Below are 23,560 nucleotides of genomic sequence, written 5' to 3' on the forward strand. Positions count from 1 at the left end.
GAAATAAACGAACTCACCAAGTATCATCTACATACGATGTTCATGAGCGAAGGCAAAGTAAGAGGATATGTGAGAAGAATCAAATGGAAAAAGCGTTTGAATGCTTAAGGTAGCCGTATGACCAAGATTAAATACGAAATCAAATTAGCATGTCTGAAAAAAATCATAGCCATAAGAAAAAGACCACCGAAAAATTTCGGTGGTCTTTTTTTTACCAAATTCAGGTTTATCCATCTCAATCTGGTTTAATTATCTTTTAAATCTTCAACAGAGTTGATATCCATGTAAGTTGGAACAACCAGACCTTGTTTGACTCCGGTCATACTTACAGCAATATCTTCAATCTGGTCTCCATACGTCTCCCAGTAGTCCCCATGTGTAAGCGGGAGCCAAACGGCTGGAGAAGCATCGATATCACCTGCTGCCAAGCCTGCCCACATGGGACCAGCTTCGACTTGTAGGGCTTTGACGGTGTAACCCAGATCCGTCTCAAGCACATACTTCATCAGGTTTGTACTCGCAATTTCCGAGTCCCATGCAACATAACCGAGACGTAAATTGTCACCTTTAACCGGGGTTAAACCCTTGGTCCATTCTTCAATTTGGTCCGGATGCTTTTCTGCATAAGACTTGGCAGCTTCTTCAGGCGAAACGCCCTTTTGAATGTCTACCATAATTTCACTCATTTGATCAGCAGTCCAGTTAAAACGAGAGAAGAACTCATAGGCAACGGGATGATCTTCCTTGATCCCCTTACGTCCAACCGTGTGAACTTCCTCTGCGTCACCGAAAATTAAGTCGGGATCGTCCAGATACTTCAGATCATACTGATTGAACATCCAGTGGGGTGTCCAACCCGTAACGATGATGGGCTCCTCATTTTTATAAGCTTTGTCCAGCGATGCAGTCATCGCGGCTCCAGAGCCTTCGATTAGATTCCAGTTAGACAATTCATAATGCTCAATCGCATTTGCCGTAGCTTTCATCAGACCTGCACCCGGGTCAATACCAACGATTTGGTGATTCACCTCTTCGCCGACATTAGCACTTGCCGATGGAGTAGAAGAAGTGGAACCTGTTTCCAGATCTGCAATCGAGTTTACTTCAGTCATGTAACTAGGAACCACGAGTCCTGTACGTACACCCGTCATGTTGGCACCCAGGTCGTCCACCTGGTCTTTGTAACGTTCCCAGTAGTCAGCGTGTGTCAATGGCAGCCAAGCTGCTGGAGAGGCATCTACGTCGCCTGAGGCAACACCCGTCCACATCGGTCCGGCTTCGACTTGCAGAGCGTTAACCTTATAACCAAGGTCGTTTTCCATCACATATTTCAGCAAGTTGGTACTTGCGATTTCGGAATCCCAAGCCACATAGCTCAGTTTGAACGCATCACCGTTCACTGGAGTCAGACCTTTGGTCCACTCAGCAATCTGATCGGCATGTTTTTCGGCATAAGCTTTCGCTGCTTCTTCCGGGGATGTGCCATCCTGGATGGCAGTCATCATTTCACCCATTTCATCCGATGTCCATTGGAAACGGGATAGGAATTCAAACGCAACAGGGTGATCTTCTTTCAGACCTTTACGGGCAATGGTGTGAATTTCTTCAGCATCACCGAAAGATTTCTCAGGGTCTTCCAGATATTTCAGATCATATTTGTTGAACATCCAGTGCGGAGTCCATCCTGTAATGATGATTGGGTCTTCATTTTTGATGGCTTTGTCCAATGTAGCCGTCATGGCTGCACCAGAACCTTCAATGAGGGTCCAATCAGTTAGTTTATAGTCTTCGATCGCTTTAGCTGTGGACTTCATGATACCAGCCCCGGGATCGATACCAATAATCTGATAGTTCACTTCTTGACCTATAGCATTGGCTGCTGAATTGTTGCCACCAGCGGAAGTCGTGCCACCAACGAAGTATTGTGAGAAACCAGCGACTAACACAAGGAATGTTGCCGCAGCAGTGATCCATGCTTTTTGCTTCGTTGTAATGCGTGAGGTCTTTTTGCGACCTGGCATAAACAGATTTTGTGTAAAACGGTCCAGCACAATCGCGAGTACGACAACAGCGAGACCAGCTTCGAAACCTTTACCGATTTGCAGCTGTGTTACCGCACGATATACTTCCGCACCAATACCCTGTGCACCGATCATGGATGCAATAACAACCATGGACAGCGACAGCATGATGGTCTGGTTAATACCGGACATCACGGTAGGCAAAGCGAGTGGAAGTTGTACTTTGAACAACTTTTGCATGGAAGTTGAACCGAATGCGTCGGCTGCTTCGACCAATTCGCCAGATACCTGTTTGATACCCAGGTGAGTCAGACGAATCGTTGGTGGAATCGCGAATATAACCGATGCGATAACACCTGGAACGACACCGAGGCTAAAGAATGTAACCGCAGGCAGCAAGTAGACAAATGCAGGCATTGTCTGCATGAAGTCAAGCAGCGGTGTGACGATACGCGCCGCAGTTTTACTGTATGCGAGCCAGATTCCGACAGGCACACCAAGCAGAATCGAAACCAATCCTGAAGTGATAACCAGGCCGAGTGTGTCCATGGATTGGGACCAGTACCCCAAGTTATCTACGAGCAAGAACCCGATAACCGTGAATAGTGTCAGTGGGAGTCGACCTACGAGGAACGCAAGAACACCCAATATCGCAATGAACAGGAGTGGATGTGGCAACATGAACAGCCCGGAGAAGAATCCGACCACTTCCTGAATAACAACAGAGATAACTTTAAACAATCCGGAGAGCGAGGAGCTCATCCAGTCAACGATGGATTCAATCCACGATGCGAGTGGTATTTTGGGAATCATTCACAAGTTCCTCCTTTACTGCAACTTCACCGCTAAGTGCACCCAGCAGGGCACCGCGGACGATAACACCTTGCAGACGGCCATTCTCACCAACAACAGCGAGCGGCACATGGGCAGAACTTACGATTTCGAACAATTCATGAATCAGGGTCTCAGGCGACACCGTCGGCCCGTCCGTGATCAGAATGTCGTTCAATACTTTGTTTTCGCGCATGGCACGAGTTGCATCTTCAGCTGTAATAACACCAAGCAATTTTTTCGAACGGTCAATGACAAACAGGTTGGAAATACCACGTTCGCGCATTAATTCGAGGGCAACACGAGGACCACGGTCAAGCGTAATTGTTTCAGGGCGACGCATTACGTGAGATGCTGTAAGGACCTTGGACAGATCCACGTCTTCGACGAAGCGGGCCACATATGAGTTGGCCGGTTGAATCATGATTTCTTCCGGTGTACCGATCTGCACGACTGCGCCGTCTTTCATGAGGGCAATACGATCGCCGATGCGCAGCGCTTCGTCCAAGTCATGGGTAATGAAAATAATGGTCTTTTTCATTTTATCCTGAAGCTCGATCAACTCATCTTGCATATCACGACGAATCAATGGATCAAGTGCACTGAAGGCTTCATCCATTAGTAGAACTTCCGGGTCATTGGCAAGTGCACGGGCCAAGCCGACACGTTGCTGCATCCCGCCACTGAGTTCATCTGGCATTTTGTCTTCCCAGCCTTTAAGGCCAACCAGCTCAAGTGAGGTTTTCGCCTTCTCACGGCGTACTTCCTTATCCACTTTTTGTATTTCCAGTCCATACTCGACATTATCAAGAACGGTACGGTGCGGGAATAACGCAAACTTCTGGAAGACCATGCTGATCGTTTTCCGGCGCACTTCGCGCAATTGTTCTTTGTTCATCTTACGTAGATCCTTACCATGGACCAAAATTTCTCCGGATGTTGGTTCAATCAGACGATTGAACATCCGAACCAGTGTGGATTTACCACTCCCGGACAGTCCCATAATAACGAAAATCTCGCCTTCCTTAATGTCCATGTTGACCCGGTTGACACCAACCGTTATCTGTTTTTCTTTGGCCAACTTTTCTTTACCCCAACCTTGCTCCAGTAATTGCAGACCTTGCTCGGTTTGGGGGCCAAACAATTTACTTACGTTTTTCACTTCAAGTATGGTCATGTTTTCACCCCTTCTGATGTGTTGTGCACTTCGAACGGCTTTCAGCATCCATAAGCCCATACACTTATGCGCCCAGCCACGAAATCCGGTAGTTGTTGCTTCGCTTCCCGTCTTTCTGGGTAACGTTTTGTATTCTAACAATACTTACCCCGTATAGCAACCGAATAAACAGTACATAATGTTTGTACAGTAAAAACTGTACAAAGTTTTCCTTCCATATGCTCCGTCATTCTCCTTATTCTGTCTAATAAGGTTCCTTTACATTTGATATCGCTTTTCCTACAATAGAAAATGAGCTGAATTGAAGCTGAATTTTTTGGTTAAAAGATAGTCATAGGCAAATGTAGCCTGGTAAAGTTCCCATTTTCATACATTGGGTGAAAGAAAGCCCTCTGGCATATAGGATGTCCGGCCGGATGCTTTCCCATGTAAGCAGGACTTTTAAAGTGTTGCAATTATTTTGCCAAGACTGTGGAATGTTCAGAATGGAGGTTGCAAGCATGGGCTTGGACCATTTACAAGAGGAACAGCAGGCAACCGTGCTGAGGATTCGTAAACGCGTTATTGAAGCCATTGGACGTAATATGGATCTTTACGGGGTTACGCTGTCTACGGGACACTTATATGGATTGCTATTTTTTGCAGACAAGCCAATGACCCTTGACGATATGGGACGGGAAATGGAAATGAGCAAAACGAGTATGAGTACAGGTGTACGAACACTGCTGGATTTGAAAATGGTAAACAAAGTATGGAGCAAAGGCTCCAGGAAAGACCTATATGAAGTAGAGTATGACTGGCACCAGACATTTACGGATTATTTTGCGATTAAGTGGAGAAAAGCCGTGGAGAGTAACCTTCAGATTCTGCGCAAATCGATTGAAGAACTGAATCGATTACTCGAAGATCTGGATGAGCAGGCAGATGCTGAACTTATCCACATTCTGATGGAAGACAAACATAAGGTTTTGCAAGCGGAAGCATACTACAAATGGTTGGATCGGTTGATTGATACCATGGAAGATGAAGAGATATACAAGCTGGTTCCGAAGGAAGAGATTAAGGAACATTCATAATTACATGTAAAGGGCCCTTTCCGTTATAGGAGAGGGCCCTTTGGCCTGTGCAATATCTTATTTAATTATAATGAAGGAATACGATGGGAAAAATAACACTGCACACCGGTCACTTCGTTGGATCTAATATTCACATCTAGTGTCCGATCAGTTCTGCCTGAGGAAAGACAACAGACTGCTGAGCAATCTGTTCCAGTTCGTTCATAATCTGCAGACGACCAGCCGGAGTCCAGCATAACAGATGCCAATTCGAGATATCATGAACGTTACCATGCAGCACGGCAGGTGATCGATGCCATGATGCCGTTTGCTTCATGCGTCGGAATACCTTTTCACTGGCAGGCTGAAGCGAAGTACGATGGATCAACAGATAATCCGTATCCAGCACAGGGATATTATCCGCAACATACTCATTTCTGGAACTTTCGGGAGACACAAGCTGGGCAGGATGGAGTTCCAATTCGGCATACAACAAGTGATTTAATGGATGCTCGCCATTCCCCTGTAATCGGATGAACTGATTCGTAATCTCCATCAGAGCCAACCGTTTTTGTCTGAAATAAGGCTGGAGGTTCAGTCCGGCTTCAAGTTTGCGGAACGCAAGTTCCTTGAAATTCAGCAACGCTTGCTTCTCGCGTCCGACTAGTTCGGCTATGCGAATATGGTTCTCTTTCCAGTCGTCAGTGGACTCCAAAATGATGGTGGGTGCAATACTTTTCAGGCGATCATAATAAGGCTTATGGTAAAAGTCACCGATGATCAAGTCTGGCTTCGCCTGCCGAAGTTGATCGAATTGTCTGGTTAATCGGCGTTCTTGTTCATAATCATCCGATTCTCGGTCAAGAACTCCTTCCAGCACAGCTACAGGGCGCAGTCCGAGCGAAGCCAGATTCTCGTGGAATCCCATGATGGATGCCGTAGCTACGCGAAGTTGATCTCTTTTCATATATACGCTGGGAGCAATGCCCAAGGTTTGTTTGAATTTACGGCTAAAATAATACTCATTGCCATACCCGACAGATATCGCGACGTCTTTGAGGACACATGTTTCCGCGGTCAGCTGTTTTTTGGCTTCGTCTATACGTAAACGATTCAGATAATCGGTCGGTGACATGCCCTTAGCTTTCTTGAAACTGCGAGAGTAGGAGCTGGGTGTGAGGCCAGCAATCTTGGCAAGCTGATCCATGCTGATTCCTTCACTCATGAAGCGTCGCATATACATAATGCTGCGCTCCAAGGCAGGGTCCACTTTCTCATGATTGGCTTCCAGTCGGTTCTCCGAGAGAAACTGCAGCAGTTCATGCAGCTGGCTATGTATGCTGATAAAGTGGTCTGGTTGAAGACCGCGATAGGTTTCATACAGTTGTTCCATACGTGATACAGCCTGCTGCTCGTGACGAACCAGCAATCTGCCTGTCTGCCAATCCAGCGGGAAGGCGGGTGAAGAGGTCATTTTCCATTCACCTCGCACTTGCTGCAATTGAACCGTATCCATGCTTAGCAATACAAATTCGGTCACATTCGAGCGTGCAGCGGCCTCGATGGTTGTACCTGACTTCAACACGAACAAGCTGCCCGCTTGCGCCGTATAGACTGTATCATTCAGGACCAGAACACCGTCTCCTTGCAAAATAAGACAGAGCATGGGCCGGGACACCGTCTTGCCTTGCACACGGAAATTCTCCCCACGACGCACACGGCACATGGAGGAGAGGAGCGGTAGAGATGAGGTTTCAGCAATGAAGGGAAACTGTTCAGTCATACGGACCATCCTTTTGTCTTATTTTCTTAATGATAACAATTATCATTCTCATATGGAAGATATTTTTGAAAAATAGTTTTCGACAACCAAAAAAGGACTACCAAGAGCCCGTAGGGCTCTTGGTAGTCCTTTTTTTTATGGACAAGTCCGATGAATAGGCTACACGCTTGATTCAACAGGATATGTTAGTACGGTGTCACCAATAGAATATTGTCGAGGAAAACGTCACTCATTACTTTTTTCCCTGTTCCACCCGTTTGCACGTGATACAAGCGATACTGATCTTTGGCATTGATGTAGAACAGGCCGGCAACATCATCTCTGATATGGAATGCATCCCATTCGTCACTGGTAAGTTTCGTTACCTTGAGAGCTGTATTGACCGAATAGAGACCGTTGTTGCCCGAGATGTATGCAGCCGTAGCTGTACCATTGGTCAATTGATTTGCAACATACGTTACATTGTTCAGGTTCAGGTTGGCGGACTTGGTCACTTTGTTGCCGGAGACCGTTTTGGCATAAGCCTTCTTGTCTGCATCAATAAGGACAACCTTGTCTGTACCTAAGGCACTTACTTCCCGGACGCTCTTGTTATGAAGCTGAAGCGTTTTGGCTGAAGTTGTTAACGCGAACGCTTTGCCTTTGGCATAATTGTAATCCTTATTAATGTCGAGATCGATTCCTTTGTTATACACGTAAAGATTATTTCCCCAACCACCGGAATATACAGCATTCACATCCAGTTTGGCTTTGGGATTAACAGCAGTTGCCTTGCCAGTGTTGTAGTTCACTTTATACATGACAACAGCATTGGTGGAATAGAAGTCCTCGTAGGGGTCTGTATTTACCATCAGTTGCAGTTCGTTTTTGGCTTGATTCGTAAAATAACGTCCTTCCACTGCGCCTGCGGCAATCCGCTGAACAGCTCCAGAACCGTTGGACGTTTTGGACACGATCCACGTGTTTCCATTAACCAGCGCATTATAGTAAGCACGCCCTTTGGCTACCAGGAGAAATGGAAAATCGGTATCGGCTTTGTCAGCAATCTTGGTGACAGCTGAAGCGTCACTATTGCCATTAGCGCGATAAATTGTACCTGTAGCATCCAGATAATAGATGAATCCGTTATCCGTGTAATAGCTCAGTACATCTGTAGCAAATGTTTCTGCCGCATCGCTGGACCCGTCATTCGGAACTCGAAGCAATGTTGTGGAAGAAGCGGTCTGAGTGTAGTAAAGATAAGAGCCTGCCGCGTGCAAGTCCACCCCTTGGAAATCAATTAATACTTCTGTCGTATTGCTGCCATCAGCAGATACTTTGTACAGGACGCCATCGGACTCATAATACACTGTGGATTGACTGAGTGAAGCTGCTTGGGCTGCGGTTCCGCCTCCCAATGTTACTGCTGCAATGAGTGTAAATAACAGTAATGTACAGATGGTGCGTTGTAAGTATGTATATCCTGTTTTCATTCTTTCATCGTCCCCTTCGTTCTATATGTATGTAATTAACGCCTTATGTTATATCGGTAAACTATGGAAGATATGTTAGATCTCGAACATGAAAAAAAGAAGAGAATGAAATTGAATTTCATACATTTTCAAACCTGAAATCGAATTGCGCATGATGCTGCCAATCCCGCCCCAAAGCATTCTCCGCCTGACTTGATCGTGATAACATTACACTCAACCAGAGCAGAGGAGTGAGCGATCATGATATTGAATATGGCGATCATCGGATTCGGAAACGCAGTGGTGAATTATCATTTACCTTATCTGGACAAGAAAGAAAATATCAAGGTGAAGACGATATACCGTCGGGAGGAAGATCGGGTTGGCGATACAGAGCGTGAATTACTCTATCCCGAGATTACTTTTTCGACGAATATCGAAGACATATTGCAGGATAATGAGATTGAATTGATTGTTGTTGCCACCCATGTGGATAGCCATGTAGAGTACGCCAAGCTGGCATTGGAACACGGGAAACATGTGGTGGTGGAGAAACCTTTTGCCTCTACTTCTGCGGAAGCCAAAGATATCTTTGAACTAGCCAATCGTAAACATCTCATCGCCATGGCGAATCAAAATCGCAGATTTGATGGTGACTTTCTGACATTGAAAAAAGTGATTGAGAGCGGCAAACTGGGGAATATTGTTGAAATCCAGTCCCACTATGATTATTTTCACCCACAGTACGCCAGAAGCGGATTTGGATTGCTGCATGGGTTGGCCGTGCATACCATCGATCAGTTAATCTCCATATATGGTGTAGCAGACCGAATTGATTATGATGTTCGGAGTTTGATCGCGCCGGGTGAATCTGATGATTATATCGATATTGATTTTCGTTATGGACGAATGAAGGCCACAATCAAATGCAGCCTGCTGGTGAAGATCGAGCATCCGAAATTCATTGTGCACGGGGATCGGGGAAGCTTCGTTAAATATAGCAGTGGGCACCAAACGAAAAGTGGAGATGGACGAACCAAAATATCCATTGAAGCTGATTCAGAGGATAACTGGGGTACGATTAGTTATGTGGACGATGAGGGAACATCACATACGGAGAAAGTTCCTTCGGAAGCAACGGACTATGGCATTTTATATGATCGACTGCTTCATGCCATTCGACATAACGGTGATAAACCGGTCAAGGATGAAGAGGTTTTATATGTATTGGATATTTTACATGACGGAATCGAAGCGGCGAAGAAAGCCAACTGATAAATCAACGACAGGAGCGAAACAATATGATGAATATAGCAACGATTGGTACAGGGTCCATTGTGGATGCCATTTTGTCCGCGATAAATGAACTTGAAGATGTTACGTGTACAGCGATGTACTCCCGGAAGAGAGAAACAGCACAGGAGCTTGCGGGTAAATATGGGGTAAGTACAATCTATACAGACCTGGACTCCCTATTTTCAGATGTGAATGTAGATCTCGTATATATTGCTTCACCGAACAGTATGCACTACGAACAGGCCTATCAGGCACTTCAACATGGCAAGCATGTCGTCTGTGAAAAACCGTTCACATCCACGCTTCAGGAAGCAGAGTCGCTGATTGCACTTGCGAAGGAAAAGAATTTGTTGCTGTTTGAAGCGATCTCCAACATTCATTTGCCGAATATTAAAGTTATACAGGAGCAGCTACCGAAGCTTGGCCCGATCAAACTCATCCAGTGTAACTACAGTCAATACTCGCGCAAATACAATGATTTGCTTGCAGGGCAAACACCGAATGTATTTAATCCACAATTCTCTGGTGGAGCGCTGATGGATATCAATATTTATAATCTTCATTTGGTTATGAATCTGTTCGGTAGTCCGAATGCTGTATCGTATACTGCCAACCAGCATGCCAATGGCATTGATACGTCAGGAGTTGTGGTTCTCAAATATCCGGAATTTATTGCGGAATGTGTAGGTGCCAAAGACACGAGCAGCATGAACTTTGTGCTCATTCAGGGAGAGAATGGTTATCTTCAGATTGTGGGAGGAGCAAACGGTTGCCGGGAGATCAAGCTTCAGATCGGGAATGAGCCTGCTGAGGAATATAATGCGCAGACCAAATCCAATTGGCTGTATTATGAGTGGGAAGCGTTCAGGGACATCCATGCAAGTGGTGACCACAAACGGTGTTACGAACTGCTCGAACACAGCCAGTCTGTGATGAGTGTACTCATGAGTGCGCGTAAGGATGCCGGGATTGTATTTGCAGCGGACCAGCGTTAATCGTTAATATGTATCGCTAATGCTGCTCATGTACAACATGTCGAAAATATAAAGTACGGAGACCATTGAAGACATTTTGGACAGTCTTAACTGTTCATTGTATCCATAAGCCAGCAGCGTTTCATCACAATGTCTGGACAGGGTTGAATGGTTGTTGCCTGTAACCGCGATGACTTTCATCTGTTTGCTACTGAGCACTTTGGCAGCTTCAATCATGGATTGATTCTCGCCTGTGTGCGAGATAACAAAAGACAGCGTCAGGCTGTTGGGATTCATCGTGTTCAAGTAATGCATGTTGGGACTATTGTGAGCAATCGCAGATATGCCGAGTTCATTCCACTTGGCACAAGCCTGTTGAGCCAGATAATAATTCATATCACTGCCATAGATATCGATACGTCCGGATTCTTTGACCCAATTAGCGATTCGTAGCAAAACAGGAGCATTTAACATCCGGCGCGTATCATCCAGCGCCTGCTGATACAGGTAAGGAACCGAGTCGATGGCAGCCAGCACGTTGCCTTGTTCTGCAATTGCATGATCCTGCGTCTGCAACGCGGAAGGTATCTGTTGGTATTCAAGAGCAAGCTTGAGCTGAAAGTCTGGGTACCCCTTGGTACCCAGCTTTTTGCATAGGCGAACAATGGTAGATGAGCTTGTATAGGTCTGCTGAGCCAGTTCATGGGCTGTAGAATCAAATACAACTTCGGGGTTGTTCAGGATATAGTTCACAATATGCTTCTCCTGTGCCGTTAATTGGGAAGCATATTTTAATTTTTGAAGTAGTTTGGATTCCATGCTGTTGTTCCATTCCTCTCTATAATCATCCCAATATACATGTCTCCACATCATAACCTGCGTTTGTTTATTTCTCAATCTGTTGAATTTCCTCGCTAAACTCCACATCATTCAGATCTGACTTTCCGCCAGTGGTTGATGACTATTCCATAGTGTGACGAGACGAAGCAGAACCAAACTTCAAAGGCATGACGAAAAAAGATGTATCTCTCCGTCAATAGTCCCGGATGGAGGGTGCACACTTCCCATCAATTCCACTTCAAATCGGGTCTATGGTTTGTTTTCACTATGGCCTGTACGATGTATCCTTATTTTAAGGGTAGAACATCCGTTTCATTGCTCTTCATAACGTGGTAATGAAAGATAAGGCCTTACGTCTCATGAATGTCTGAAATATTCATCTAACGCCGGTCTTGGTTATCCAGGGCCGGCTTGACGTGATGTTTTGGCGTACCTGTCACAGGAATGTCTGTTTTTAACGATTACATAATAAATTCGTCTAACACATCCATATGAATACATCGTATGGGTACATATTGTGTTTGGACGTAGAGGAAGGTGAGTGAGTCATGACAGCATCCAATGAATATCGTTTTCAAGTGAACCTGAGTGGTATGATCCAGATTTTATCCAATCATCTATATAGCAGTCCGAAAGTGTTCTTGCGCGAGCTGATGCAGAATGCGACTGATGCGATTACCGCAAGAACGGAGGCGGAGCCAGGGTATCAGGGTGAAGTGCGTGTGGAACTTACAGGAACAGGGGAGCAACTGACCATGATGGTGGAGGACAACGGCATCGGCTTGACTGAAGCTGATATCCATGAATTCCTGGCCATGATTGGACAATCCTCGAAACGAGGGCAGCAAGCGCTGCTGGATGGAGAGACTTCGTTTATCGGACGTTTCGGGATCGGGTTGTTATCCTGTTTCATGGTGAGTCATGAAATCGTCATGCTGACGCAATCCGCGAAGGGCGGACCTTCAATGGAGTGGCGGGGCAAGCCGGATGGCACCTATACGATTCGGCAGTTGGACACGCAGCTGTCCCTAGGCACCAAAGTATATCTGCGCTGCACACCAGACGCGGCTCACTACTTTGAAGCGGATTATGTGAAAGAGGCCTTGTTCTATTACGGAGCGTTATTGCCGTATCCGGTCACGCTGCATCATGACGGTGTGCAACATGTGGTAAATAGCGAGACGCCGATCTGGCTGATGGACCCTGCACTCGCACGTTCACGCAGAGCAGAAGTGTTGGCTTTTGGTGAACGTCTGCTTGGGGAGAAGTTCCAGGACTTCATTCCGTTGACGACGGCTTCAGGCCGTACTGGAGGTATTGCTTTTGTCCTGCCACACGCAGTTAATCTGAATGCCAAGCGTTCTCACCGGGTGTACCTGAAGCGAATGCTGATTTCCGAGAAAGCAGAGAACATTTTGCCAGAGTGGGCTTTCTTCGTGAAATGTCTAATTTGGACAGATGAGCTTCAACCGACGGCATCACGGGAACATTTTTATGAAAATGAAAAGCTGGAGGAAGTTCGCTCCGAACTCGGAGACGCACTTCGCAAGGGACTGGCTGACATGGCCGAGAGCCAGACGGAACGGCTACAGAAGCTGATTCGCCTGCATGCCTTGTCCATGAAGGCACTGGCTGTACAGGATCAAGCATTCTACGCGATGATTCACCGCTGGCTGCCATTTGAGAGCACGAGAGGCCACCGGGAGCTGGGTGAGCTGATCGATGAAGGAGAGACATTGTATTTCACGTCCTCTGTCGATGAGTACCGTCAGATTCATCATGTGGCATCGGCACAATCGATGCTGGTTATTAACGGTGGCTACATCTATGACAGTGAGTTGATGGCGACACTGCCGATGGCTGTGCATAATGTACGCACGGAACGGCTAGAGCCGGATCAGGTCTCGATGAGCTTCACGGATGTGCCACCGGCTGAGCGTAATCAGTATTATGATGCGTTGCGACTCGCCGATTCGGCTCTGCAGCGCTTCCGTTGTCGAGCAGAGGTGAAAGGTTTCAAGCCATCGGATCTGCCGGTGTTGTTCACTCTTTCGCAGGAATCCTCAACACTCCGTGCGCTGGAAAAAGCAAGCGAAGAGAGCACGGAATTGTTCTCATCCATCCTTGGCTCCTTATCCTCTGGAATCAGTTCGGCGGGATATTCAACTTTGTACCTGAATGTGAACAATCCGATTATTCAGCGTGTGCTAACGTCACCGGATGACCAAATGACGCCGATTGCCATTGAGATGTTGTATGTTAATGCATTGATGATGGGGCATTATGCGATGAACCGGCAGGAGTTGGAAGTGCTGAATCAGGGCATCGTTCGTTTTATTGATTGGGGTTTGCGTGCGAATACAGATCGTAAGGGGGATGTCTGATGAAGACAGAGATGGATTTTGAGGAATTGATGGACGAGGCCTACGGCTTGCCTAATGGTCCAGCAAAGCTGGGTATGCTGGAGGAAGCAGCAAGAGTCGCCGATGTGAACGGCATGGAAGAAGAAGCATATGAAGCAAGATCGGAGATTGTGGAGACAGCAACATTCTGCGGTTATCCGATGAAGGCACTGATTGCTTTTTCCTGGCAGCTGGGCAAGTTCGACCAACAGCCGGAAGAATATGATGAAGAAACGTTAATGTGGTCGTATAAATGGATTCTAGGCAAACTATCCAGTTTCCCGGAAGTATCACGCGATAAAATAATGGAGTTGCTTGAGGACTTCGGACAGCGTTTCAAGTCATTTGGCTACAGCGAACGTTCGTATTGGTATTATCGATTCCGCATCTCCATGGATCTGGGGGAGCTGGAGGAGGCAGGAAGCAGTTATGCCAAGTTCAGAACGATGGATCGAGACTTTATGAGTGACTGTGAAGCCTGTGAACAGGACGAGATGATGCGTTATTTTATTCTTACCGGTGACGACGAGAAGGTGCTTGAAATGGCAAAACCTATCCTGAAAGGCCGGATGAGCTGCGCGGAGATTCCACATCTTACGTTGTCGGAGATCTTGATGCCACTCTACCGTTTGGGGCGGACTGCGGAAGCAGACAAGCATCAACAAAAGGGCTACCGGTTAATCAAGGGTCAAAATGATTTTGTGAGAAGCTTTGCCGAGCAGATGGATTATCTTGCACGCACCAATCCGGCGAAGGGGATTGATGTGCTGGAAGAAAGTCTGGTGTTCGCGATGGATAATGAAGATCCATTTGCCAAAATGTTGTTTTACGCCAGAACGGCACCATTGTTACGCCGCTGGGCGGACGAATCCCCGGAATACCGATTACGTCTGCCTGCGTTCTTCCCGTATGAAGGAGATCCAGGAGATTTGCGTAAACTGGCGGATTATTTTGCGGGATATGCCCAAGCAGCGGCAGACAAGTACGACCAGCGTAATGGCAATCGTCATGTCTCTTCGTTGCTCGGATAGGAACGGATGTAACCCCGTAACAGATAGAATTATAAGTTAAGAAAAGTACAGAAATAGGCTTGTTCGAGAAGGATCTTACCCTTCCGAACAAGCCTGTTTGTTTTACATCATGAGCATGATAGATCTAATCGGTATGAAGATGTTTTATTTTTATTGTGCTGATGCTGGAGAAGGGACTGTCGCTGGTACAGGAACCGGCGCAGTTTCAGATGTCTCATCTGCAGGCTCAGCTCCTTCAGCAGGTTCTGCTTGTGGTTGCTGAGCCGCCATCAGTTCAGCGACGATTTGATCAGTTGGTTGTGTAAGCAGTGCATACATAATCGCAGCCTCTTCCTGACGAATCAGAGGTTTGCGGGAAAGGAAATCAACAGAACCATCCTCCAGTACCTTCACCTCAGGTCCGTGGATACCGAGCGTATACATCATCTGAATGGCTGGTACAGCCCATGTATCTGTGTGCCCCGCAAGTTTCACATCATTGAACAGTTCGCTAGGATATTGCAGTTGCATAACTCTCCACATCATGACCATTGCTTCCTGCCGGATAATCACTTGATCTGGCTTAAACTGCTGTTCGTCCGTGCCAGTAATCATACCTATTTCATATCCAAGTTGAATATATCCGGCTGCTGCATGGTCTGCCCAGTCGGTGCCAGCAGGAGGCGTAGTTTTGCTGGGTTTCAATCCACTCAGTTTAAGAGTGTTTTCAATAAATTCAGCTCGTGTCACAGCTGTTTTTGGTTGGAAAGACTTACTAGCATCATTCTCATAATATCCAAGAGATTGTATGGCATAGATTGCTTCAGCATAAGGACTGTTCTCACGAACATCCCGGAAGCCCATAGGTTGTTGTCCTTTTTTCTCATAGCCCATAGGGTTGAGGTAAGGTTCTTTCATGTATGTGGTGCCATCTGCATATTCTTTGAATGCTGTGAATTGACCAGTCAATTCATCCTTGAAGAGATTATCTTCCACTTGAATCAGGTTGCGTTGACCCAGGAATACATCGTTAATGCTCAGTTGTCCTGGCTTATCCCCGCCACCTTTCAAGGAACTTACAATCGTGCTAAGTCGAAGATCGGCGTACAATCCGGTAAAGCGTTGCAGCTCAGCTGCGGATTGCGGCGTGTATTCCTTAAACTGTACAGGCTCTGCATATTGTGGGAAGAAATTTTGTATGAATGCCGGGTAGAACAGATTACGAAGTGCTCCATTCTGATTATACGTCAGGAAGACGCCTGTATTTTGCTCAGGAATAAGGAAGAGATAAGAGCTGAATCCGGTCAGGTCGCCTGCTTTCGTAATAATTTTTGGACTACTTCCTGCTCCGGGAAGCTGAAATGCAGCTTCGAATCCATATGTGGTGTTCGGTAACAGTGGATGAATGGAGGAACGGTATTGTTCCATGCTTTTCACTGTGGATTCTTTGAGAATTCGCTCGTTGTCCTTCACGCCATCATTCAGGAACGCAATCATGAACTTCCCAATGTCCTCAGCGGTAGACAACATGCCACCTTGAGGCATTGGCGTTGGAGCGATGGTGTACAGATCAAGCGGGTTGTGTGTCGCATCGTAGCCTGTAGCTAGCTGCTTTTGGAACTTTTCGTCCAGCATGAAACTGCTGTTATCCATTCCAAGCGGTTTGAAGATATGTTGTTGCATATAGGATTCAAAGGGCTCACCGCTTACGTTCTCGACAATCATGCCGAGTAGCAAAAACGAGAAGTTATCGTACATGTAGGCGCTACCAGGCTCTCGAACGACAGGAGGCATGTGTTGCTGGGCGTAATCCTCCATCGCTATGTATTTGTCGAAATCAGTATGGATGTCTTCCTGCTGGGGATCACGGATCTCGAATCCGGTCGTGTGTGTGAGCAGGTTCTCCACAGTTACAGGTTTGTCATAGGGATTATCAAATTCGAGCCCTTTCACATAGGTCTGAAAATCAGCTTGCAGATCAACCTTACCTTGCTCCACCAGCTGCATTACAGCTGCTGATGTGAACGTTTTGGAGACAGAGGCTACACGGAAAGCAGTTTTTTTCGGATCGATAGCAGTTTTGCTCTCCACATCGGAGAAGCCATATCCTTTTTCTGCCAGAACTTTACCATCTTTCACAACAACAACGGAGGCTCCAACATAATGGGCCTTTGCCTCAGGTGAATCGAAGAATGAATCCAGAAAAGCTGTAGCCGATTCGGTTGTCAGCGCTTTCGACTTTCCTTGTTCAGCAGCTACTGGAGTTGGTGTCTCCGCTTGAACCGCGGGTACCCACAGACTAAGTGACAGAACCACAGTCATGAAGGCTCCTGTTAGGGAGGTAAACCTGAAGCGGGTGTTTCGTTTGGATAAATGCATGCAAACACTCCTTTATAAACATATTTACAAAATAGTTACTTGAATCAATTTCATAACTCACTAAAAATGGAATTTTGTAACTAGATATAGACAAAAAATCAACCGTTTTGATCTATATCTAGCCTTCATTGAAGCAGCTAAAGGTATTATGAAATTGATTCACTTACCCATGTATTACTGGTTACTCGCACGATAGGTTTCACGATAATAGATTCCGATGTTGGCAATCCAGATAATAGAGAGCATTACGATTGGGAATGGAGCGAAGGTAAATAGAACCGAATACAGCACCATGGACAACATGCCGACACCAAGCAATAGGTTCATCATTTGGAAAGAACGATAGGCTGCGCGATAGACGATCCATTTCTCACCTTCATCAAGTTTCTCGAAATGATCTTTCTTCATATTGCGCGAGTTCAGATCCAGTGCACGATCAGGGAAATAACGGTTATATCTTTTGAGCGTCAGACTTTGCAGTATCACGACGAGGAAAATGGAGATACATGCACCAATGAGATTCACGAGGTTAAACAGTTCTGGGAAATTCGGCATGTTTCTGTTGGATGCGTACAAGGACAAGGCCAGTGCTGCCCAGGTAAACGCAACAATAACACTGAATCCGCTTAGTATCATCGCTTTTCCAAGGGAACGCTCCGCGGGTGAGATTAGTGAATCAGACTCTCCATAAGTATCTTCCTCCATCGGAGGAACAGATGGCGTGTGGGAGAGACTGAATATGTTCCACAACATCATAATCACCACCGCAGCAGCTAGTAGCGCAAATAAAAGATCATAGTCATAATACACAGACAGCGTCCAGTTCAGGTCAGAAGGGACTTTGCGGACCCCGCTAGCTCCGATAAAACCAACTACAGCGCCACCTGCTGCATACAAGGGAAGACGCAACCGCTTCTTAATGGATGAGGATGATGAATGTTTCAATCTAATCTCCACCTTTCAATTCAAAGATTTTTTCGACTGGTTCACGAAAGACGTGGGCTATTTTTAATGCCAGGACCACGGATGGAGAATAATCTCCGCGTTCAATCAGGGCAATGGTTTGACGGGATGCGCCAATGAGCTTGGCTAGTTCCGCTTGGGACAGCCGATCTCTGGCTCGTAACTCCCGAACGTGATTGTGCAATTCTTCCACTTACTCACCTCCATGAACCTAATGTACATGATATTTAACTAAATGTAAACTATAATATACAAAATGTTTATGATAATTTACTTTTTAATAATGAAAATGGGCATAAAAAAGAGAGCCTGCTGGGCTCCCTTACATGATTATTTTGTTGCAGGAAAAGTGAAATCAAGATGCATCTGCACATGGTAGATGTTCATTCTGTTGCTCTGTGTTTCGAAGTAACATTCGGAAAAAGACGAGTGCTCCAAGCCCCATGAGTACATACAGACCAGCCATCGCATATGAAGGCAGAAAGGCTCCTATGGTTAGCCCAAGACTTCCGAGGAGGGCGGCTGCGTTATAGCTTAACCCGTCAGCAGCCATGTAGGCAGCACGGTCCGAATCGGGAATCATACCCGCGAGCATGACCTGACGAACAGGGGCGTACATCAATTCTCCAATGGTCAGCAGTATAGCGGAGAAGATAAGTAACCAGGCCCAGTTGCTGAAAGCAAGTACGGTGAAGCCTGCGGTATAGAGGAGCATGCCGACAGTCATGATAGATCGGGACGGGAAGCGACCGATCCATCTGGAGAATGGAATGGCAACCAAGGCGACCAGTACAGTGTTGATGACCATGATCAGGCTGAACATATGCAGACCTGAGATATCTGAGCCGAACAGATGAGCGGTGAATTCATTTTTTAGACGAACAGCGATGTATTTATCCAACTGAAATTCCAGGGAGACCGCAAGTACAGTGGCTGTGAAAAATATCATAAAACGTTTGTCCTGAAAGACCGCCCAGTACGTTTTCAGTATGTTTCTCTGGATTGGAGTATTGGCTTCCATTAGTCTGTTGGATGGATCTGAATCCTTGAATTGAGCGGTAGCACTGTTAGCGCGTTTATACATTGTTTCACGAATCATAAAAACCAAAATAAACAGGGTAGCCATACTTTCTAGACATACCAGACTAAACAATAGAAAACGAAATGACTCGAAAAATAGTCCGCCCATCAGTGCGCCAAAGGTTACAGCTACGTTTGTTGTCCAATATTGCAATCCATATACATAATGACGTTCATGTTCACTGCTTACATCGACAATCATGGCATTAGCAATAGGGACGGTGATCCCTGAACTGAGACTGCTGAGCAGAAACATGACACAACTGACGAAGATCGAATCCATCCACGGCGAGTTGGCGATGGCCAAGCATAGTAGAGCCACGACCTGGAGACTTTGTGCGATCACCATTAACTTCTTTCGTCCAATCCGGTCAGACCAATATCCTGCCCCCAATCCCACGATCATGGAAGCCACAATATTGACCGTCAGCAATAAGCCCGCCAAGCCTGCGCCAATCTGAACACTCAGATAGATTGCCATGAATGGAATGATGGACTTCTGGGTCAGATCGGTGAAAAAATCAGTAATGATTCGTATCCTGATGTTCGGGTGCAAATCGGCGTATTTCATAAGTTGTTCTTCTTCCTTCCCGCTGGTCATGTTGATGTTACTGAGTATAATGGAGGAAAACCTGAAGAAAAACTGTAGAAGAAACCGAATGGATTTCGTATTTTAGTAGATGGAGCTAAGTAGTTGAAAGATAGAATTTAGAACATAGAAGAAGTGAGGGCATAAATGGACGTATCAGAACATTACATTCAATTGCGATTGAAGTTTCTGCATGTGCATGATGAACAAGAAATACATACAACGGTAGGTGAACTCGCCCATCATTTGTGCTGCACCATGCGCAATATGAACCTCATTATGAACAAATTCAAGGAGAACGGATGGGTCATGTGGAACCCGCAGCGTGGTAGAGGCAAAAAATCGATACTTGTCTTTTGCGTCCCGCTGCTTGACGTGGCTCGTGAACGGTTTGACCATCTCCTGAATGGCAACAGGATCGAGGACGCCTATGAACTTGCCTTCACCTTACCAATTACGATGCGAGAACATCTGGTGCAGCAAATGCAGCATCAATTCGGTCTGCGTTCGAACGAGGGAGCCAGAGGGCGAATGGATACATTACGGATTCCGCAGAATACACCGTTTAAGACACTGGACCCAACCCAGACGGCGATGTGGGGAGAAGTTTTCATCATTGCAGAGGTGTTCGATCGTTTGGTTCGCTATAATGCTGAACGCCAAGTCTGCGAGCCAAGTCTGGCTATGGCATGGGAGAGTCATGCGGATGGAAGGGAATGGACCTTTTATCTGCACAAAGGCATACCTTTTCATCATGGAAAGATTCTGGATGCAGAGGACGTCAAGTTTACCTTTGATCGCATTATCTCTGACAGGAGTAATCCTTGCAGGGCGCTGTTTGACTCGATTGAGAGCATAGAGGCTTATGACCAGTTGACTGTACGTTTTGTGTTGAATAAGCCAAATTTCATGTTCCCGGATCTGATGAGCAGTATGTGTGCATCTATCCTGCCTAGAGATGTGGAGATGAACCCGCTTCATCCGATTGGAACAGGACCCTATCGATTGACTCGTCATGATTCGAAGCTGCTTGTGCTTGAGGTGTTCCTTGCCTATTTCAGAGGCCGGGCTTATGTGGATCGCGTTGAAGTGTGGCAGCTTCCCCACTCGGTAGAGGCAGAGTCCATCATCAAACATGATTTATTTCCGGATGCGCAACCTCGTGCCGTACAGCATGAGATGCAGGGCGGTGTGTATATGACGTTTAATATGCGAAAGGAAGGGCCGCAGCATGATGTGAATTTTCGCCGGGCTGTTCAACAGTTATTGAATGCGCATGAGTTGTCGGAAGCGCTCGGGAGCACGAACACGCAGGCTGCCTATAGTCTGATTCGAGGACGAGTTCAGAACCAGCATCTAATGGAGAGTCTGCATCAAGGGGAGCCGTGGAAAAAACGATCAGAAAGATTGGATCAACTAGAAGGTTCCCCCAAATCAGCAACTTTAATAGAGTCTTCACTGGCGCAGGCCTCAGCATTATTAAGCCGTAGCTCTTACCAGGGGCAGATATTAGATCTGTGGGTGGAAGAAGGAGAGAAGATGGAGGCGGACATGATCTGGTTTGCAGAGAGATGTGAACAGATTGGCCTACATATATGCATTATTCCGGGAGACCCGGTCCATGCAGTCTATCAAGATGGATTTAGCGATTGTGATCTGATCTATACAGGAGAAGTGTTCGATGATCATGTCGTGCTGAGTCTGTTGACGATGTATACATTCCAGAACACGTTATTCCTGATTGCGATGAATGATTACTGGAGACATGAACTGGAACAGGAATGCGGACTAGTGGTCATGATCCAGGAACCAGCGGAGCGGTTGAATAGATTGATTCGACTGGAAGATCGATTGATTCAGGAGGCGCTGCTTCTGCCCACCTACAGCTTCAAGGAAGAACATGCCCATCATTCTTCTCTGCGTGGTTATCATGTTGCGGGGCATGGACTGCCTGATCTGCGCCGATTGTGGGTGAAGAGAAGACCTGGTACCGCTGAAGAGGATACGAGTTATCCAGTGTATATTCCGTTGTGGTAGGTAGGATTGGCTACCACAACGGAATGAATCAGGTGTTCATTTACGAAACTCTGGTAAATTCAATAGGCTTCGTACCCGGCTCAAGCAGCAAAGGAATGGAGATGGATTGAGCGACGCCTGATAATTCATTCAGGGTGAACGTATATATGACCTTCAGACCGAATAACACGAATTCGACCGAAAACGTATCTTTTCCGGTGTATTCCATAAGCATTTCGATGGCGTTAAAGGTTGCCTGCAACCCGTTCGTTGTTTCCTGAATGGACATTTCGCCATAACCAGGATGCGTGTAAATACCCGCATAAGCACTGAGAGCACGATCATACGGAGCGACTGGAGGTTCTTCAACGTTTTCCTCAACAGCAGTTTCTGGGTGAATAGATAATTCCGAAGAATTCTCCGGATTACTCTCTGGTTCTGCCGGTTCTTTCCCCATCAATTTGCTCATTCTGGAACTCCAATTGACGGGTTCCAATCCAAGTAGTCGGTCCATGATATGAAAAGCAACCGTATACGGAATTATACTTCCGTGGGTATTGCTCAATACTACGATCCCGATCTGCTCCTCTGGCAAAAAGGCAACCTGTGATGCGAAGCCATCAATAGCCCCACCATGATGAATCATGGCATGCCCACGATACGGCTCAATCATCCAGCCCAGACCATATGTACTCACAGGCAGCTCTTTGCTGTTGAATGATGAATCACAAGCCATCTGAGGACTGTGCATAACCTTCATCTGTTCCTTGGAGATCAATGATTGTCCTTTCCACTCTCCTGAATGCAATTGGAACTGAAGCCATGCGATCATGTCGACCAGATTACTGTTAATGGAGCCGGCAGGGCCAACAGCGTCAATAGCTCGAAATGTATTCTTGTATACTGACCATCCTGTTCCATATAAGGACAGGCATAGTCAGGCTGAAGCTGCATCTCATCGACAGAGAACAGGCTTGAGTTCATACCTAGGGGGTCAAATAGAGACTTTTGAACAACCTCTTCCCACGAATTTTCTTTCAATTGTCCAACCAGATAACCTGCCGTCATGTACATCATGTTCTGATACTGCCATTTGTTTCGGAAATCTTGATTCGGCTCCAGATACTGTAATGTACGAACAAGTTCTTCTCTTGTACGTGGGGAGTTGTACCATACCAACTCATGTCTTGGAAGACCGGAACGATGACACAGCATGTCGCGAATGGTGAGACGTTCTGTTGCCACCGGATCGAACATCCGGAAATCTTTCATATAGGTCTTCACAGGTGCATCCCAGTCCAGTATCCCCTGATCCACAAGCAGAGCAGCAGTTGCTGCGGTAAAGGCTTTAGTACTTGAACCGATGGCAAACAGCGTATTGGAGGTAACTTCAAGTTTGGAATCCAGATCACGGTAACCGTAGCCTTTTTGCCAGATGACTTCATCCTTATGGATTACAGCCACCGCTGTGCCGACACCTTTCCATAGTTGAAGTTGATCGTCGATGAATTCATCCAGTCCTTCCAGTGATGCGCGAAGCTGAGTTGTCGTCATACCTTCCCCTCCCGATATTCAATGAAATGGATCGTTTCCTACAATCCACTATGCCTTTTCTGGATAAAGTTAACATCCTACCCGAGACTGATTTTGCGTAGCAATGCCGTATTAACTGACTTCACTGAATGCTTGTCAA

The 23,560-nt window shown here is 46.2% G+C and carries 17 protein-coding genes; 6 read left to right on the forward strand and 11 right to left on the reverse strand.

Translation table 11 applies throughout. From position 1 onward, the window contains the following. Nucleotides 1-245: 245 nt before the first annotated feature. Together NYE45_RS06565 and NYE45_RS06570 are read right to left on the reverse strand one after the other, a co-directional pair. Nucleotides 246-2,834, reverse strand: a complete 2,589-nt coding sequence (locus tag NYE45_RS06565; protein WP_340016094.1) for a glycine betaine ABC transporter substrate-binding protein — start codon at nt 2,832-2,834, stop codon at nt 246-248. Beyond that, nucleotides 2,800-4,029, reverse strand: a complete 1,230-nt coding sequence (locus NYE45_RS06570) for a glycine betaine/L-proline ABC transporter ATP-binding protein (protein WP_076331983.1) — start codon at nt 4,027-4,029, stop codon at nt 2,800-2,802. The genes NYE45_RS06565 and NYE45_RS06570 overlap by 35 nt, the downstream gene beginning before the upstream one ends. 500 nt (nt 4,030-4,529) lie before the next feature. On the opposite strand from NYE45_RS06570, the gene NYE45_RS06575 reads away from it, so the two are divergent. Then, on the forward strand, nt 4,530-5,105 hold the full coding sequence (locus tag NYE45_RS06575) for a GbsR/MarR family transcriptional regulator (RefSeq protein ID WP_076331984.1): 576 nt from the start codon (nt 4,530-4,532) through the stop codon (nt 5,103-5,105). A 136-nt stretch (nt 5,106-5,241) separates the two neighbouring features. On the opposite strand, the gene NYE45_RS06580 is transcribed toward NYE45_RS06575, so the two are convergent. After that, complete coding sequence (locus tag NYE45_RS06580; protein WP_340016095.1) at nt 5,242-6,867, reverse strand: helix-turn-helix domain-containing protein; 1,626 nt, start codon at nt 6,865-6,867, stop codon at nt 5,242-5,244. A gap of 185 nt (nt 6,868-7,052) precedes the next feature. Continuing rightward, nucleotides 7,053-8,339, reverse strand: a complete 1,287-nt coding sequence (locus tag NYE45_RS06585; protein ID WP_340016096.1) for a DUF5050 domain-containing protein — start codon at nt 8,337-8,339, stop codon at nt 7,053-7,055. Between the two features lie 240 nt (nt 8,340-8,579). Between NYE45_RS06585 and NYE45_RS06590 the strand changes: the two genes are divergently transcribed. Beyond that, nucleotides 8,580-9,593 carry a Gfo/Idh/MocA family oxidoreductase gene (locus tag NYE45_RS06590; RefSeq protein WP_340016097.1) on the forward strand — a complete coding sequence of 338 codons (1,014 nt, stop codon included), beginning with the start codon at nt 8,580-8,582 and terminating at the stop codon, nt 9,591-9,593. Between the two features lie 29 nt (nt 9,594-9,622). Beyond that, entirely contained in the window at nt 9,623-10,609 is a 987-nt protein-coding gene (locus NYE45_RS06595) for a Gfo/Idh/MocA family oxidoreductase (RefSeq protein ID WP_340017322.1), read from the forward strand. A gap of 3 nt (nt 10,610-10,612) precedes the next feature. Here the strand turns inward: NYE45_RS06595 and NYE45_RS06600 are convergent, their stop codons facing one another. Next, nucleotides 10,613-11,407, reverse strand: a complete 795-nt coding sequence (locus NYE45_RS06600; RefSeq protein ID WP_340016098.1) for a MurR/RpiR family transcriptional regulator — start codon at nt 11,405-11,407, stop codon at nt 10,613-10,615. 569 nt (nt 11,408-11,976) lie between these two features. Here NYE45_RS06600 and NYE45_RS06605 point away from each other — a divergent pair. Both NYE45_RS06605 and NYE45_RS06610 read left to right on the forward strand, forming a co-directional pair. Then, nucleotides 11,977-13,812: an HSP90 family protein gene (locus NYE45_RS06605; RefSeq protein ID WP_340016099.1), complete on the forward strand. Its 1,836-nt coding sequence runs from the start codon at nt 11,977-11,979 to the stop codon at nt 13,810-13,812. Then, nucleotides 13,812-14,861, forward strand: a complete 1,050-nt coding sequence (locus NYE45_RS06610; RefSeq protein WP_340016100.1) for a hypothetical protein — start codon at nt 13,812-13,814, stop codon at nt 14,859-14,861. The genes NYE45_RS06605 and NYE45_RS06610 overlap by 1 nt, the downstream gene beginning before the upstream one ends. A 150-nt stretch (nt 14,862-15,011) precedes the next feature. Here the strand turns inward: NYE45_RS06610 and NYE45_RS06615 are convergent, their stop codons facing one another. The 4 genes from NYE45_RS06615 to NYE45_RS06630 form a co-directional block, all read right to left on the reverse strand. Further along, on the reverse strand, nt 15,012-17,219 hold the full coding sequence (locus NYE45_RS06615) for a serine hydrolase (protein ID WP_340016101.1): 2,208 nt from the start codon (nt 17,217-17,219) through the stop codon (nt 15,012-15,014). A gap of 174 nt (nt 17,220-17,393) precedes the next feature. Next, nucleotides 17,394-18,164: a DUF3169 family protein gene (locus NYE45_RS06620; protein WP_340016102.1), complete on the reverse strand. Its 771-nt coding sequence runs from the start codon at nt 18,162-18,164 to the stop codon at nt 17,394-17,396. A 1-nt stretch (nt 18,165) separates the two neighbouring features. After that, entirely contained in the window at nt 18,166-18,375 is a 210-nt protein-coding gene (locus NYE45_RS06625) for a helix-turn-helix transcriptional regulator (protein WP_017690042.1), read from the reverse strand. A gap of 162 nt (nt 18,376-18,537) precedes the next feature. Continuing rightward, nucleotides 18,538-19,833 (reverse strand): MFS transporter, encoded by a 1,296-nt coding sequence (locus tag NYE45_RS06630; protein ID WP_340016103.1) that lies wholly within the window; start codon nt 19,831-19,833, stop codon nt 18,538-18,540. Nucleotides 19,834-19,998: 165 nt separating this feature from the next. Between NYE45_RS06630 and NYE45_RS06635 the strand changes: the two genes are divergently transcribed. Next, nucleotides 19,999-21,888 carry an ABC transporter substrate-binding protein gene (locus tag NYE45_RS06635; protein ID WP_340016104.1) on the forward strand — a complete coding sequence of 630 codons (1,890 nt, stop codon included), beginning with the start codon at nt 19,999-20,001 and terminating at the stop codon, nt 21,886-21,888. 40 nt (nt 21,889-21,928) lie between these two features. On the opposite strand, the gene NYE45_RS06640 is transcribed toward NYE45_RS06635, so the two are convergent. Then, nucleotides 21,929-22,699, reverse strand: a complete 771-nt coding sequence (locus tag NYE45_RS06640) for a serine hydrolase (protein ID WP_340016105.1) — start codon at nt 22,697-22,699, stop codon at nt 21,929-21,931. Then, nucleotides 22,696-23,421, reverse strand: coding sequence for a serine hydrolase domain-containing protein (locus NYE45_RS06645; protein WP_340016106.1), 726 nt, complete (start codon nt 23,419-23,421; stop codon nt 22,696-22,698). Before NYE45_RS06645 ends, NYE45_RS06640 begins: the two co-directional genes overlap by 4 nt. Between the last annotated feature and the right edge of the window lie 139 nt (nt 23,422-23,560).

The organism is Paenibacillus sp. FSL K6-1318, from assembly GCF_037976905.1.
Lineage (GTDB): Bacteria > Bacillota > Bacilli > Paenibacillales > Paenibacillaceae > Paenibacillus > Paenibacillus amylolyticus_A.

Coding starts and splice junctions, on each gene's coding strand:
- NYE45_RS06565 (WP_340016094.1), bottom strand. CDS start 2,834: ATGATTCCCAAAATACCACTCGCATCGTGGATTGAATCCATCGTTGAC.
- NYE45_RS06570 (WP_076331983.1), bottom strand. CDS start 4,029: ATGACCATACTTGAAGTGAAAAACGTAAGTAAATTGTTTGGCCCCCAA.
- NYE45_RS06575 (WP_076331984.1), top strand. CDS start 4,530: ATGGGCTTGGACCATTTACAAGAGGAACAGCAGGCAACCGTGCTGAGG.
- NYE45_RS06580 (WP_340016095.1), bottom strand. CDS start 6,867: ATGACTGAACAGTTTCCCTTCATTGCTGAAACCTCATCTCTACCGCTC.
- NYE45_RS06585 (WP_340016096.1), bottom strand. CDS start 8,339: ATGAAAACAGGATATACATACTTACAACGCACCATCTGTACATTACTG.
- NYE45_RS06590 (WP_340016097.1), top strand. CDS start 8,580: ATGATATTGAATATGGCGATCATCGGATTCGGAAACGCAGTGGTGAAT.
- NYE45_RS06595 (WP_340017322.1), top strand. CDS start 9,623: ATGAATATAGCAACGATTGGTACAGGGTCCATTGTGGATGCCATTTTG.
- NYE45_RS06600 (WP_340016098.1), bottom strand. CDS start 11,407: ATGGAATCCAAACTACTTCAAAAATTAAAATATGCTTCCCAATTAACG.
- NYE45_RS06605 (WP_340016099.1), top strand. CDS start 11,977: ATGACAGCATCCAATGAATATCGTTTTCAAGTGAACCTGAGTGGTATG.
- NYE45_RS06610 (WP_340016100.1), top strand. CDS start 13,812: ATGAAGACAGAGATGGATTTTGAGGAATTGATGGACGAGGCCTACGGC.
- NYE45_RS06615 (WP_340016101.1), bottom strand. CDS start 17,219: ATGCATTTATCCAAACGAAACACCCGCTTCAGGTTTACCTCCCTAACA.
- NYE45_RS06630 (WP_340016103.1), bottom strand. CDS start 19,833: ATGAAATACGCCGATTTGCACCCGAACATCAGGATACGAATCATTACT.
- NYE45_RS06635 (WP_340016104.1), top strand. CDS start 19,999: ATGGACGTATCAGAACATTACATTCAATTGCGATTGAAGTTTCTGCAT.
- NYE45_RS06640 (WP_340016105.1), bottom strand. CDS start 22,699: ATGATCGCATGGCTTCAGTTCCAATTGCATTCAGGAGAGTGGAAAGGA.
- NYE45_RS06645 (WP_340016106.1), bottom strand. CDS start 23,421: ATGACGACAACTCAGCTTCGCGCATCACTGGAAGGACTGGATGAATTC.